Genomic DNA, 12285 nt, shown 5'->3' with positions numbered 1-12285 from the left:
CAATGCGGCTTGCGCCGCCAGAGTCCGGGCTCAGGCCGAAAGCGGATCGGGACCGTACTGGTTTTCACCCTCGGTGCCCTTGAGGAAGCCAAGGACGACCAGGAGGTAGAGCGCGAAGATGCCCAGGACCGCGTTGAAGATCGTCATGGTCATGGTGGGCATGGGCACGCTGACCCCTTCGACCTCGGTCATGGTGAAGCCGAAGCCCAGCGCCTGGACGACCACCAGGATGAAGCTGAGGGCGAAATAGACATAGACGTCGTTGCCCGAACCGTTGCGGTCGTGCCGGCGCTTGACGCCAAGCGCCAGGCTCGGAACGGCCAGCAGCACGAAGAGGATGAGGCTGCCCCAGGCAGCGGTGCCCGGATTGGCCAGACCCAGGCCGACCACGCCCAGGATGATGCCGAGAACGATGGCGGCAACAATGATGCCGACCACGCCCAGCCAATAGGTCTTGCGCGATATACGCCCGTTGAAGGTCGTATAGAGCGGAACGAGATTATCCATAAAGCCCTCGATAAAAGAAGCGATGCCCCTCGCATCGCAAGGCAAGTGTTAGTGGAACGCCACAAGCGCCGCCAGCGGCGGATGGCGAACCGACCAATATGTCGCTGAACAAGAGGCGGCCCCGTCCGTTCGGAGGGGGCCGCGGCGCCGCGCCTAGTCGCGCAGCAGCTCGTTGATGCCCGTCTTGGAGCGGGTCTGGGCGTCGACGCGCTTGACGATGACGGCGCAGTAGAGGTTGGGGCCGGGCGTGCCGTCGGGGAGCGGCTTGCCGGGGAGGCTGCCGGAGACGACCACCGAATAGGGCGGGACCTTGCCGATGTGGACTTCCCCCGTCGCGCGGTCGACGATCTTGGTCGAGGCGCCGATGAAGACGCCCATCGAGATGACCGAGCCTTCGCCAACGACCACGCCCTCGACGACTTCGGAACGGGCGCCGATGAAGCAGTTGTCCTCGATGATAACCGGGCCGGCCTGGAGCGGCTCGAGCACGCCGCCGATGCCGACGCCGCCCGAGATGTGCACGTTCTTGCCGATCTGGGCGCAGGAGCCCACCGTCACCCAGGTGTCGACCATGGTCGATTCATCGACATAGGCACCCAGGTTCACGAAGGACGGCATGAGCACGACGTTCTTGGCGATATAGGCCGACTGGCGCACGATGGCGCCCGGCACGGCGCGGAAGCCGGCTTCGCGGAAGCGATTTTCGCTCCAGCCGTTGAACTTGGAAGGCACCTTGTCCCACCAGACCGAGCCGCCCGGGCCGCCCTCGATCACCGCCATGTCGTTGAGGCGGAACGAGAGGAGCACGGCCTTCTTGAGCCACTGGTTGACCTGCCAGTTGCCATCGGCCTGCTTTTCGGCGACGCGCGCCTTGCCGCTGTCGAGCAGCGCCAGCGCTTCGACCACGGCTTCGCGCACCGGGCCCTTGGTGTCGAAATTGATGGTGTCGCGGGCGTCGAAGGCGGTTTCGATGGTTGCGGCGAGATCGGCGTAGGACATTGAACTCTCAATCGGTCACGGGCTGCGTTTGGCCGCGGACATTAGCGCCGGAGGTCGGCAAGTCAATGCGGCGTTGCGCGCCGGGGTCGGGGTGGTCGCCCTCCCCGACCGGCGGACCCGCGCCTATTGCAGGTCGACCATGGTAATGGCGTTCTGCTGGTTTTCCGGCACGATGACGCGGTTGCGCTTGGCGTCGTAGCCGATTGAGGCCGGGGTGAAGACGTTGTCGACCAGCAGCTCGGCCTTGCCGCCCGGCGGGATCCTGGCGAGATGGTTGGCGCGCAGCGAGGTGGTGATCTTGGTGCCGTCGGCAAGGATCACCAAGCCATCGGCGAGAGCTTCGAGGCCATCCTCGGTTTTGACCAGCTCGCCGTCGGGCGCATAGGTGAGGATGTTGGTGTTGGCCAGCAGCACCGTGACGATATTGCCATCCGGATCGAAGGCAATGCCGTTGGGGCGCTGGAGCGGGCCGCCGCGGGCGAAGTCGGAGACGGCGCCATCGGGCGTGATCTTGTAGATGGCGCTGGCGTCGGGTTTGTCGTTGCTGCCGGAATCGGTGACGTAGACGGTGCCGTCATCGGTGACTTCCAGGTCGTTGAGGAAGACGGCGCCCTCGACCTTGACCTCGCCCCTGGGCTCGCCGGTCTTGATGTCGAACATGCGCACGGTATCGATATCGGCAAGGTAAAGCATGCCGTGGTTGATGTCGGAACCGCGCGGATCGTTGAGGGTGACGCCCATCTTGTCGTTGCCCTGGATCCATTTGAGCGTGTTGACGGTGCCATCCGGGTTGACCAGGGACACGTAGCCGTCATTGGGCCGCAGGCTGTTGGAGGTGCAGGGACTGACCACGACGTAGAGATCGCGTTCGGTATCGACCGAAACGCTCTCGGCGCCGCAGAACGAGCCGAAGGTCCTGACATTGGGGCGGACCGGCAGGGGCTGGCCGGCCTTGAAGGGCTCGGTGGCGGCGGGAGCGGCCGGCTGGGCCGGGGTCTGCTGGGCGAAGGCGGGGGAGAACGAGAGGCAGGCGGCGACGAAACTGGCAGTGGCAATAGGCTTCATTTGCAATTCCTCCTCGAATTGTGAGCGCCGAGCCGCGCCCACAATGCCCGAGCCGATCCTCGGGATTGCCTATGTTTGCCATTGATCCTTAACCGGGCGATGCGACGCTGGCGCTTCGAGATTCGGAGAGTTCGATGCCGACCAAGCGCCGCCGCCACAACCCGTTACGCAGCTCGGCGGAGGATATCAACGCGAGCCGGCGCGTTCCCAAGACGGCGCAATCGACCTCGGCCGCCTATCGGCTGGCCTTTACCGACGAAGCCTTCATGACCTCGGAGGAACTGCGCGGGGTGCGGTTCCAGCTCGAATACATGAAGACCGAGATGCGGCTCAAGGAACGCAACATCAAGTCGACGGTGGTGCTGTTCGGGGGCGCGCGCATTCCGGCGCCGGGCAAACCGGCCTGGGCCGCCAAGAACCCGCTCCAGAAGCAGAACCTGGAGGCGGCCTCAGTCTACTATGACGAGGCGCGGCGCTTCGCCCAATATGCCTCGCTCACCTCGCAGACGCTGAGCTATCGCGAATTCGTGGTGGTGACCGGTGGCGGGCCGGGCGTGATGGAGGCAGGCAACCGGGGCGCGGCCGATGTCGGGGCGCCCTCGATCGGGCTCAACGTGGTGCTGCCGCACGAACAGGCGCCCAATGCCTATGTGACGCCGGAGCTGAGCTTCCTTTTCCACTATTTCGCGACGCGCAAGGTGCACTTCCTGCTGCGGGCGCGGGCGGTGGCCATCTTTCCGGGCGGTTTCGGCACGATGGACGAACTGTTCGAAGCACTCACCCTCATCCAGACCGGGCGCATGGAGCGCATTCCGCTACTGCTCTTCGGCACCGCTTTCTGGAGCAAGGTGCTTAATTTCGATGCGCTGGTGGAAGCGGGCACGGTGGGGCCCGACGACGTCAAGCTCCTCTCGTTCGTGGATACGGCCAAGGAAGGCTGGGACGTCATCCGCGCCCACTACCGGCTGCCCGAGATCACCGTGCCCGGGTTCAGGGCAGGTTCCTGAGGAAGCCGGCCAGGTTGGAGGTGATGTGGTGCACGTGGGGGCCGCCCTCGTGGGAGAGCTCCCACTCGGCGACGCGCTCGTCGGCATAGCCTTCCGAAGCCACGACCTGGACCGTCGCCATGCCGGTGGCATGGGGAACGAGCAGGTTCTTGTGGAGATCGTCGAACATGGCGGCGCGGGTCGGATCGATGCCGTGGGCGGCAAAGAAGGCGTCATAGGCCGACTGGTTCGGTTTGGGCGTATAGGTCATGGCGCAGATATCGAAGATGCCGTCGAAGAGATCCTCGCCACCCAGCCGGGCCAGCACCGAGCGCGCGTGGCCGGTATCGGCATTGGTGAGAATGAACTTACGGCCCGGCAGGTCGGCGATGGCCGCGACCAGCTCGGGATGAGCCAGGACCGGCGAATAGTCGATGGTGTGGACGGTCTTGAGGAAGTGCTCGGGATCGACCTCGTGGCGCTGCATGAGGCCATTGAGCGTGGTGCCGTAGTCCCGGTAATAGCCCTTCTGCAACTCGCGGGCCGCCTCGAAGCCGAGGCTGGTCACTTCCATCACATAGGAGGTGATGCGCACATCGATCTGCGACCAGAGATCGCATTCGCGCGGGTAGAGCGTGTTGTCGAGGTCAAAAACCCAGTCGGAGACGTGGGACAGGGAGCGGACGGCAGGCGAGGATTGTTCGGTCATCCCCTAGCATATAGCGCAAATCCTAAAGGGATTCATCAGGGCGAATGCACGATGGCGCGAGCGGGACCGGCGGCATCGGCGCCGTGCAGGGCCGGCAGCGCGGCGGCGCCCGCCAGGAGCATCATGAGCGCGACGGCGAGGCGCAGGGCAATCGGGATGTGGCGCTTGCGGCGTTCCATGGGAGCCTCCTTCCACCAGCGGTCTCCGGTTACGCCCGGCGGCGCCGACCGGCAACGGCATCGTTAAGCATTGGTTAACGGCGGGCCGGCGAGAATCTTCAATCAATCACTTGATTGAGACACCAGATCGGGTGTAGACGCTTCCGCGAACGGTAGCGGAGCACACAGCCAGTGTCCCAGGATCAGCCGGCAGCGCGCCGGGAAAGCAGCGAGGAGCGGCGCCAGGCCATTGCCATGGCGGCGCGCCAGCTCATCATCGAGAAGGGTTTCGAGGGCCTGCGCACGCGCGACATCGCCGAGCGCGTGGGCATCAACATCGCCACGCTCCACTACCACGTGCCGACCAAGGAGGCGCTGATCGGGCTGGTGGCAGAAACCATCCGCGACCAGTTCGCCGCCCAGGGCAGCAGGCGCCCGCGTCGGCACCTGCCGGCCATGCGCCAGCTCGAGATGGAACTGGAGGATTTCCGCGAGACCATCCAGGAGACCCCGGACCTGGTGGTGGTGTTCGTCGAGATGCTCGACCGGGCACGGCGCAGCAAGCAAGTGGACGACGTCATCACCCCGCTCCACACCTACTGGAACAGCCAGTTCGAAGTGATCTTCGCGGCCGGCGTGAGCGAGGGGGCGTTCCGGCCCAACCTCAACCCGATCGCGCAGGCGCGGATCGTGACCGGCGCCCTGGGCGACTTCTGGGGACGCTCGCCCCAGGATCTCGCGGCCTTCGACGAAATGGCGGCCGAGATCGTGCGCGGCGTCGTCAACCCGGCAATGGCGCAGGGATGAAACCCATGTGGATGCGACACATTTTGGCCAAGCTGCGCGCCGGGGGGACGCCGGATCGAGACAACGGAGACCGGCGGTCCATGAAGAATTCAGCAATCCTCGCCCTGTTGGCGCTGACGCTTGGCGCAGGCGGCGCCGTGGCTGCACCGGCCAATTATCTCTATACGAGTTCGGGCGAGCTCGCGGGGCTGAAGGCCATCGCCGGGCGCTCGGATATCGCGGGCGCGCAGGTGGTCTACAACTGGCGCGGGCTCGAGCCGCGGGAAGGCGAATACGACTTTTCCGCCATCGAGCGCGACCTGGCGCTTACCGATTCGCTGGGCAAGAAGCTCTTCATCCAGATCCAGGACCGGTTCTTTTCGCCCAAGGCACGGAACCTGCCCGACTACGTGCTCGAAGAGCCGCAATATGGCGGGGGCCTGGTTCCGCAGGTCGACAATCCCGGCGAGGGCAAGGCCGAGGGCTATGGCTGGGCCGCCATGCAGTGGAACGAGCATGTGCGGGGACGCTACCAGGCGCTGCTCAAGGCGCTCGGGGAGCGGTTCGACGGCAGGGTCTTCGGCATCAACCTGCCCGAGACGGCCATCGACGTGGACATGAAGGCCGACCGGACCGGGTTCTCGTGCGACGCCTATTTCGCCGCCGAACTCGAAAACCTGACGGCGGCGCGCGCGGCGTTCGCCAAGTCCCATGTCGTGCAATACGTCAATTTCTGGCCGTGCGAATGGGAGAACGACCACGCGTACATGAGCCGCCTCTTCGCGTTTGCCAGCGCCAATGGCGTCGGCCTGGGCGGCCCGGACATCATCCCCTATCGCAAGGGGCAGATGAAGAATTCCTACCCGTTCTTCAACCAGTACAAGGGCAAGCTCGACTTCGTCGGAATGGCGGTGCAGGAGCCGACCCTGAGCTACCGGAACGAGAAGACCGGCAAGCCCTTTACCAAAGACGAGTTCATCGCGTTCGCGACCGACTACCTGGGCGCCGATGCGGTGTTCTGGAGCGCGCAGACGCCCTGGCTCAAGCCCTGACCCGGAACGCCAGGCCGTCCGAGGACGGCGCATTCCGGACGATGATTTTCCGGCGCCACGGTCCCAAGGCCGCGGCGCCGCCACAAAACGCTTTCAATCTTTCGCTTACGGAATGACCGTCATGTCACAACCCAATTTCGGCCCACCCCTCGACAAGGCCTCAGCCGATCCGCGCCGCTGGATCGCCCTGGCCCTGCTGCTGCTGGCCAATTTCATGAATCTGATGGACGTGACCATCGTCAACGTCGCCCTGCCGAGCCTGCAGCAGAACCTGGGCGCCGATTCCACCCATATCGAATGGGTGATCGCCGCCTATGTGCTGGCCTTCGCGCTGGGCCTGCTGCCCTTCGGGCGACTTGGCGACATTGTCGGGCGCAAGCGCATGTTCCTGCTCGGCGTCACCGCTTTTACCGTGGCCTCGGCGCTCTGCGGGCTGGCGCCCAATATCGAGACGCTGATCGCCGCGCGCGCCTTCCAGGGCGTGGGCGCGGCCATCATGACACCGCAGGTTCTCGCCATCGCCCAGGTCACGTTCCCGCCCCAGGAGCGTGGCCTGGCCTTTTCGCTTTTCGGCCTGAGCGCCGGCCTTGCCTCGGTCTGCGGCCCGATCCTGGGCGGGCTGCTCATCGATGCCAACATCGCCGGCCTCGACTGGCGCCCGATCTTCCTCGTCAACGTGCCCTTCGGCATCATCGCCGTGGCCGTCGGCTGGTTCCTCATCCGCAACCTTCCGGGCAATTCCACCCTGCGCAACGACTATGTCGGCATCGCCATCTTCGGCGTCTCCATCCTGCTGCTGGTGTTCCCGATCATCGAGGGGCGCAATTTCGGCTGGCCGCTCTGGATCTTCGCCATGATGGCCGCGTCGGTGGTCGGGCTGGCGCTCTTCGTGCTCTGGCAGCGGCGCCTGTCGCGCCTGGGCAAGCCGCAGCTCCTCAATTTCGAGCTGCTCACCAGCCGCAACTACATGCTCGGCGTGCTGCTCATGACCGTCTACGCCTCCGGCATCCCGGGCATGTTCATGGTGCTTTCCCTGCTGCTCCAGGGCGGCTTTGGCCTCACCCCGCTCGAATCGGGACTCACTAACATGCCGTTCTCGGTCGGCGTGCTCGCCATTTCCTTTGTCGCCGGACGCCTGGGCTCGCGCTATCTCAAGCCGCGCATGATCGTGGCCGCCACCATGCTGGTTCTCGGCATGACCTGGCTGCACTTCATCATCGCCGGGCTTGGCGACGAGGTGAACCGCTGGGCCTTCACCCTGCCGCTCTTCATCGCCGGCATGGGCCTGGGCCTGGGCTTTTCCTCGATCTTCCAGGCCGTGCTTTCCGGCGTGCCGCATCGCGATGCCGGCTCCGCCTCGGGCGCGCTCCAGGCCTTTCAGCAGGTGGGCGGCGCCCTCGGCGTGGCCCTGGTCGGCCAGATCTTCTTCTCCAGCCTCGACGGCGCCTTCGCCACGGGCGCCCAGCCGCACCCGGCCTTCTCCGGCGCGGCGGCCAACGCCATGTACTACCAGATCGCCTCGTTCGGCCTGGTCCTGCTGCTGGCGCCCTTCCTCAGGATAGCCCGGCCCGGCGCGCCCCAGCGCGACACCGCCCCGCCGCAGCCCATCGTGGTCGAAGCCTGAACATGCAGAGGGGCGCCATCGGCGCCCCTTTCGCTTGCTAGATGCCGAGGACGGCAAAGCGGACGAGCACGGCGGCCACGCCCAGCGCCACGAGCGCGAAGCCGAGCCCGACCGGGGAGCCCCATCCGTACCAGGTCAGCGCCTTTTCGGCGTAGCGCCACTCCTCATCACGGCTGAGCGGCTTGGGATCGTGCATGGTGTTCTCCTTCATTGAACGGGTTGAGCTAGCGGGGCCTGATCGGCGCGAAAGGCAAAGAGCCGGGCCTGCGCCCTGGCGGCCAGGGGCATGACCAGCGGCAGCACCAGGTCGCGCAGGCGCAACTGCAGCCAGCCCTGCGCGCCCTTCTGCTGGCCCGCGGCGCGCCCCACCCTGATGGCGGCCTGGGCGCGGTCGTGCCGCAAGGCGAAGAAGCGGGCGAAGGCCTGCTGGACGCCATCGGCGTCATCGAAGAGCGCGGCGAGCACGACCGCATCCTCGACGGCCATGGAGGCTCCCTGCCCCGAATGCGGGGCGACGGCGTGGGCGGCATCCCCCATCAGCAGCACCCGGCCGCGCGACCAGCGCGCCAGATCGGGCATATCGAAGATGGGATAGTGCCGCTCGATGGCGGGAACGGCCGCCATGATCCTGGCATTGTCGAGCGGATCGCCCAGATGCAGGGTTTCGATGTAGCGGGCATAGGCCTGGGGGTCGGCAGGCTGGCCAATGGCATCGATGGGCGCCGGATAGCTGTTGAACCACATGACCGGCTGGCCGGGCTCGGCGATGTAGCCGAAGAAGCCGCGCCGGCCGAAGGTCATGTTCATCAGGCCATCGGTAGGGGCTATGCCATCGACCTCGACGACGCCACCGGTGCCGATGAGGCCGGAATAGCGCGGCTCGGGGAGTTCGGGAAACAAGCGGCGGCGCACGCGCGAGCGCAGGCCGTCGCAGGCGATGAGAGCATCGTAGCGGGCGGTGCCCGACGCGTGGACGCTCACGGCGTCGCGTTCCAGCTCGACATCCTCGATGCCGGTGGCGGAGCGCAGCTCGATGCCGGCGGCGATCGCCGCGTCGAGCAGGATAGCGCCCAGCGCACCGCGGCGCACGGTGACCGAAGGAGCGCCGTATTGCCGGCGGTGGGCGGCATAGTCGACGACGGCGAGGCGACGGCCATGCTCGTTGAAGAGCGCCAGCCCGCGCGTTTCGAGCCCGGCGGCGATGACAGCCTCGGCGAGGCCAAGGGCGCGCAGGGCATTGATGCCGTTGGGAGCGAGCGTGAGGAAGGCGCCTTCGCTGCGGATCTGATCGAGGGGCTTCCTCTCGTAGACAACCGGGGCGTAGCTGCGGCGCGCGAGCGCAACCGCCAGGGCCAATCCGCCAATGCCGCCTCCGGCGATGGCGATGCGGGGACGGTTGGTTTTCAGGCTTGCGGAGTTTGATTGAATGTCGGACATTCGTGCAACCATCTAATGATTAGATGATCGAATAATTAGATTGTGGAATTATATATGTCAAGGGACGCGAAGTCCGCCCTGATCGAGGCGCTCGGCGAAGTGGTGGTCCGCTGGCAGGATGCGACGCAAAGGCATGACGAGGCGGTGGGGGAGATCTTCGGTCTCAACCCGGCCGAGCGGCTGTGCCTGAGCTTTCTGTGGGATGGCCCCAAGGCCGCGAGCGCCATCGCCCGCCACACGCGGCTGACGCCGGCGGCGGTGACGGCACTGATCGATCGGCTGGAGAAACGCGGTTTCGTGCGAAGGCTGGCCGACCCCAATGACAGGCGCAAGGTGCTGGTGGAGGCAGGCGAGGAGGCGCGGCGCGTCACGGAGGAGGCGTACCTGCCGCTCGGAGAGGCGGGGGCGGCGCTGCTGGCGAAATATTCGGAGGCCGAATTGCGGATCGTGAGCGCGGTGCTCACCGAGTCGCTGGCCCTGCAGGAAGAGATGACGCGCCAGTTGCTGGCGCGCCATGGCAAGGGCGAACGCTAGGGGGCAAGACCCCCGGCGACTAGCCGCGCACGATCAGGGTGCCGGCGCCGTGTTCGGTAAAGAGCTCGACCAGCACCACGTGCGGGGTCTTGCCGTTGAGAATCACCACGCCTTCCACCCCGCTCTCGAGGGCTTCCAGGCACGTTTCGACCTTTGGGATCATGCCGCCCGAAATGGTGCCGTCGCGGATGAGGGCCTTGGCCTCGGAGACCTTGAGCTCGGGCAGGAGCACGCCGTTCTTGTCGAGAACGCCGGGAACGTCGGTGAGGAACAAGAGGCGCTTGGCACCGAGCGAGCCGGCAATGGCGCCGGCGAAGGTGTCGGCATTGATGTTGTAGGTGGCGCCGTCGCGGCCCGGGGCCACGGGGGCGATCACCGGGATCATCTCGGAGCGGGCCAGAAGATCGAGGAGCGTGCGGTCCACTTCCACCGGCTCGCCCACGAAGCCGAGATCGAGCACCCGCTCGATATTGGACGTGGGATCGATCATGGTCTTGTGCGCCTTCTTGGCGAAGACCATGTTGCCGTCCTTGCCGCACAGGCCGATCGCCCACTCGCCCTCGGCATTGATCAGGGCCACGATTTCCTTGTTGATCGAGCCGGCCAGGACCATCTCGACCACTTCCATGGTGCGCTGGTCGGTGACGCGCAGGCCGCCCTCGAACTTGCTCTCGATACCCAGGTTCTTGAGCATGGAGGCGATCTGCGGGCCGCCGCCATGGACGACGATCGGATTGACCTTGGACTGCTTGAGCAAGGCGATGTCGCGGGCAAAAGCCTGGCCAAGCTTGGCATCGCCCATGGCGTGGCCACCATACTTGACCACGACCGTCTTGCCCTCGTAGCGCTGCATGTAAGGCAGGGCCTGCGAGAGGACGGCCGCGTCGCGGGAGAAGGATTCGATATCGGGCATTGAGCGTTTGGTCTCGGACATGTTGGGTCAAGCTATAGCGGATTCCGACCGCCGGGAAATCAGTTTTGGTGCAACAGTGCGTTGTAACTTTACGATTTCTTGCCGGGGCGGATAGGCAGCCAGGCAAAGCCCGGCTAAGATTCGCGCCATGCAGAGCCAGAGCAGCGACATTGCCGACCTCATCGCGCGGACAGCCTTGCGCGACCGGGCGGCTTTCCAGGCTCTCTACCGGGCGACGAGCGCGAAACTATTCGGCGTGACGCTGCGTATCTTGAGAGACCGATCAGAAGCCGAAGAAGCGCTCCAGGAAGTGTATGTGAAGATCTGGCAACGCGCCGACCGCTATGCGGTTGGCGGCTACAGCCCGATCAGCTGGCTGGTTGCGGTGGCGCGCAATCACTCGCTCGATATCCTGCGCGCCAGAAAACCTGCATCTGACGATATCGAAACGGCTTTCGAGCTGGCCGACGACGCCCCCGATCCGGAGGCGGCGGCGCTGGCGGCAGGCGAGCGCGCGCAAATCGATGCGTGCCTTGCCGAGCTGGAAACCGACCGGGCGGACGCGGTGCGCGGCGCCTATCTGGACGGCTATTCCTACGAGGAACTGGCCAAACGGCACGGCGTGCCACTGAACACAATGCGGACATGGCTGCGTCGCAGCCTTATCAAACTGAAAGAGTGCCTGACGCGATGAGCAACCCTGAAGAACATGATGACGGCCTGAGCGGGGACTCCGTCCTCGTGGCCGAATATGTTCTGGGACTGCTCGATGCCGACGAGCACGCCCGGATGACGACCCGCCTCGCCAACGAGCCCGCGCTGCGCAAGGAGCTGGCGCTCTGGCAATCGCGGCTGGCGAGCCTGGATACCGAGTTCGTCGAGACGGCGGCACCGGCCGGCGCGCTCCCGGCCATCGAAAAGCGCATCTTCGGGGAACCGGCTCCGCGGCGGCACGGGCTTTGGGAAAGCCTCGCCTTCTGGCGCAGCCTCGCCGGGGCGGCGGCAGCCATCGCCGTCGTGGCGGTGGGGGTCAATTTCATGCGCCCGCCGCAACTCTCGCCGTCCGAACTCGCCACCCAGCTGGTGGCCGCCCTGCAGGACCAGGGGAGCGGGGTTTCGTTCGTGGCGCTCTATGACGAAACCAGCGGCATGTTCAAGCTGACCGCGCTCAGCGGAGCGGCGGTGCCGGACAAGGATTTCGAGCTCTGGATGATCGGCGAGGACGGCAAGCCGGTGTCGATGGGCGTGGTGCCGATGGCCCGCACGGAAATGCCGATGCCCGACGACATGAAGTCCCACTTCACCCCCGGCATCACGCTGGCAGTGACGCTCGAACCCAAGGGCGGCTCGCCCACGGGCGACCCCACCGGCCCGGTAGTCGCCAAGGGCGAAGCCACCGTCATCTGACGCTCAAGCCATTGGAATCGCGGGGCTTCCGGTTCGCAGAGCCAGGCCGCGCTGTTTTTTCGAAACGCTGAAACTTTCCAAAACGAGGCCCCGTTGCTTGTGGCAGTC

The 12285-nt window shown here is 65.7% G+C and carries 15 protein-coding genes; 7 read left to right on the top strand and 8 right to left on the bottom strand.

Annotated features, from left to right (window positions below):
• Nucleotides 1-30: 30 nt before the first annotated feature.
• From FNA67_RS01695 to FNA67_RS01685, 3 genes are all read right to left on the bottom strand, one after another.
• The gene (locus FNA67_RS01695) at nt 31-507 is read right to left on the bottom strand and encodes a DUF805 domain-containing protein (RefSeq protein ID WP_049707435.1); all 477 of its coding nucleotides are present in this window, start codon (nt 505-507) and stop codon (nt 31-33) included.
• 153 nt (nt 508-660) lie between these two features.
• Nucleotides 661-1506, bottom strand: coding sequence for a 2,3,4,5-tetrahydropyridine-2,6-dicarboxylate N-succinyltransferase (dapD, locus tag FNA67_RS01690; protein WP_147654839.1), 846 nt, complete (start codon nt 1504-1506; stop codon nt 661-663).
• A gap of 123 nt (nt 1507-1629) precedes the next feature.
• Nucleotides 1630-2571 carry an SMP-30/gluconolactonase/LRE family protein gene (locus FNA67_RS01685; protein WP_147654838.1) on the bottom strand — a complete coding sequence of 314 codons (942 nt, stop codon included), beginning with the start codon at nt 2569-2571 and terminating at the stop codon, nt 1630-1632.
• Nucleotides 2572-2705: 134 nt separating this feature from the next.
• Here FNA67_RS01685 and FNA67_RS01680 point away from each other — a divergent pair, with 134 nt between their 5' ends.
• Nucleotides 2706-3578, top strand: a complete 873-nt coding sequence (locus FNA67_RS01680) for an LOG family protein (RefSeq protein WP_049707432.1) — start codon at nt 2706-2708, stop codon at nt 3576-3578.
• Here the strand turns inward: FNA67_RS01680 and FNA67_RS01675 are convergent.
• Both FNA67_RS01675 and FNA67_RS21785 read right to left on the bottom strand, forming a co-directional pair.
• Nucleotides 3562-4266, bottom strand: a complete 705-nt coding sequence (locus FNA67_RS01675) for a pyrimidine 5'-nucleotidase (RefSeq protein WP_049707431.1) — start codon at nt 4264-4266, stop codon at nt 3562-3564. The genes FNA67_RS01680 and FNA67_RS01675 overlap by 17 nt on opposite strands.
• Before the next feature lie 35 nt (nt 4267-4301).
• The gene (locus FNA67_RS21785; protein ID WP_170267174.1) at nt 4302-4445 is read right to left on the bottom strand and encodes a hypothetical protein; all 144 of its coding nucleotides are present in this window, start codon (nt 4443-4445) and stop codon (nt 4302-4304) included.
• A 171-nt stretch (nt 4446-4616) separates the two neighbouring features.
• Here FNA67_RS21785 and FNA67_RS01670 point away from each other — a divergent pair, with 171 nt between their 5' ends.
• From FNA67_RS01670 to FNA67_RS01660, 3 genes are all read left to right on the top strand, one after another.
• Nucleotides 4617-5231 (top strand): TetR/AcrR family transcriptional regulator, encoded by a 615-nt coding sequence (locus FNA67_RS01670; protein WP_147654837.1) that lies wholly within the window; start codon nt 4617-4619, stop codon nt 5229-5231.
• Between the two features lie 80 nt (nt 5232-5311).
• A complete protein-coding gene (locus tag FNA67_RS01665) occupies nt 5312-6262 on the top strand; it encodes a hypothetical protein (RefSeq protein WP_147654836.1) in 951 nt (316 codons plus the stop codon).
• A 121-nt stretch (nt 6263-6383) separates the two neighbouring features.
• Nucleotides 6384-7886 carry a DHA2 family efflux MFS transporter permease subunit gene (locus tag FNA67_RS01660; RefSeq protein ID WP_170267173.1) on the top strand — a complete coding sequence of 501 codons (1503 nt, stop codon included), beginning with the start codon at nt 6384-6386 and terminating at the stop codon, nt 7884-7886.
• A 37-nt stretch (nt 7887-7923) separates the two neighbouring features.
• Here the strand turns inward: FNA67_RS01660 and FNA67_RS21780 are convergent, their stop codons facing one another.
• Complete coding sequence (locus FNA67_RS21780; RefSeq protein WP_170267172.1) at nt 7924-8082, bottom strand: hypothetical protein; 159 nt, start codon at nt 8080-8082, stop codon at nt 7924-7926.
• A gap of 11 nt (nt 8083-8093) precedes the next feature.
• On the bottom strand, nt 8094-9323 hold the full coding sequence (locus FNA67_RS01655) for an FAD-dependent monooxygenase (RefSeq protein WP_170267171.1): 1230 nt from the start codon (nt 9321-9323) through the stop codon (nt 8094-8096).
• Between the two features lie 54 nt (nt 9324-9377).
• Between FNA67_RS01655 and FNA67_RS01650 the strand changes: the two genes are divergently transcribed.
• Nucleotides 9378-9857, top strand: coding sequence for a MarR family transcriptional regulator (locus FNA67_RS01650; RefSeq protein WP_170267170.1), 480 nt, complete (start codon nt 9378-9380; stop codon nt 9855-9857).
• A gap of 19 nt (nt 9858-9876) precedes the next feature.
• On the opposite strand, the gene argB is transcribed toward FNA67_RS01650, so the two are convergent.
• On the bottom strand, nt 9877-10791 hold the full coding sequence (gene argB / locus FNA67_RS01645) for an acetylglutamate kinase (RefSeq protein ID WP_244616435.1): 915 nt from the start codon (nt 10789-10791) through the stop codon (nt 9877-9879).
• Between the two features lie 127 nt (nt 10792-10918).
• Here argB and FNA67_RS01640 point away from each other — a divergent pair, with 127 nt between their 5' ends.
• Both FNA67_RS01640 and FNA67_RS01635 read left to right on the top strand, forming a co-directional pair.
• Nucleotides 10919-11464 carry a sigma-70 family RNA polymerase sigma factor gene (locus tag FNA67_RS01640; protein WP_049707426.1) on the top strand — a complete coding sequence of 182 codons (546 nt, stop codon included), beginning with the start codon at nt 10919-10921 and terminating at the stop codon, nt 11462-11464.
• Complete coding sequence (locus FNA67_RS01635) at nt 11461-12177, top strand: anti-sigma factor (RefSeq protein ID WP_049707425.1); 717 nt, start codon at nt 11461-11463, stop codon at nt 12175-12177. The genes FNA67_RS01640 and FNA67_RS01635 overlap by 4 nt, the downstream gene beginning before the upstream one ends.
• Nucleotides 12178-12285 lie beyond the last annotated feature (108 nt).

The sequence above is a fragment of the Youhaiella tibetensis genome (assembly GCF_008000755.1).
GTDB lineage: Bacteria > Pseudomonadota > Alphaproteobacteria > Rhizobiales > Devosiaceae > Paradevosia > Paradevosia tibetensis.
The sequence above is the reverse complement of the archived record's forward strand: the minus strand, read 5'-3'. Positions and strand labels throughout refer to the sequence as shown.

What these genes read in the sequence shown, in the direction of transcription:
- FNA67_RS01655 (WP_170267171.1), bottom strand. Translation starts at nt 9,323, where the DNA reads ATGTCCGACATTCAATCAAACTCCGCAAGCCTGAAAACCAACCGTCCC.
- FNA67_RS01685 (WP_147654838.1), bottom strand. Translation starts at nt 2,571, where the DNA reads ATGAAGCCTATTGCCACTGCCAGTTTCGTCGCCGCCTGCCTCTCGTTC.
- FNA67_RS01650 (WP_170267170.1), top strand. Translation starts at nt 9,378, where the DNA reads ATGTCAAGGGACGCGAAGTCCGCCCTGATCGAGGCGCTCGGCGAAGTG.
- FNA67_RS01665 (WP_147654836.1), top strand. Translation starts at nt 5,312, where the DNA reads ATGAAGAATTCAGCAATCCTCGCCCTGTTGGCGCTGACGCTTGGCGCA.
- dapD (WP_147654839.1), bottom strand. Translation starts at nt 1,506, where the DNA reads ATGTCCTACGCCGATCTCGCCGCAACCATCGAAACCGCCTTCGACGCC.
- FNA67_RS21780 (WP_170267172.1), bottom strand. Translation starts at nt 8,082, where the DNA reads ATGCACGATCCCAAGCCGCTCAGCCGTGATGAGGAGTGGCGCTACGCC.
- FNA67_RS01635 (WP_049707425.1), top strand. Translation starts at nt 11,461, where the DNA reads ATGAGCAACCCTGAAGAACATGATGACGGCCTGAGCGGGGACTCCGTC.
- FNA67_RS01695 (WP_049707435.1), bottom strand. Translation starts at nt 507, where the DNA reads ATGGATAATCTCGTTCCGCTCTATACGACCTTCAACGGGCGTATATCG.
- FNA67_RS01640 (WP_049707426.1), top strand. Translation starts at nt 10,919, where the DNA reads ATGCAGAGCCAGAGCAGCGACATTGCCGACCTCATCGCGCGGACAGCC.
- argB (WP_244616435.1), bottom strand. Translation starts at nt 10,791, where the DNA reads ATGTCCGAGACCAAACGCTCAATGCCCGATATCGAATCCTTCTCCCGC.
- FNA67_RS01680 (WP_049707432.1), top strand. Translation starts at nt 2,706, where the DNA reads ATGCCGACCAAGCGCCGCCGCCACAACCCGTTACGCAGCTCGGCGGAG.
- FNA67_RS01675 (WP_049707431.1), bottom strand. Translation starts at nt 4,266, where the DNA reads ATGACCGAACAATCCTCGCCTGCCGTCCGCTCCCTGTCCCACGTCTCC.
- FNA67_RS01660 (WP_170267173.1), top strand. Translation starts at nt 6,384, where the DNA reads ATGTCACAACCCAATTTCGGCCCACCCCTCGACAAGGCCTCAGCCGAT.
- FNA67_RS21785 (WP_170267174.1), bottom strand. Translation starts at nt 4,445, where the DNA reads ATGGAACGCCGCAAGCGCCACATCCCGATTGCCCTGCGCCTCGCCGTC.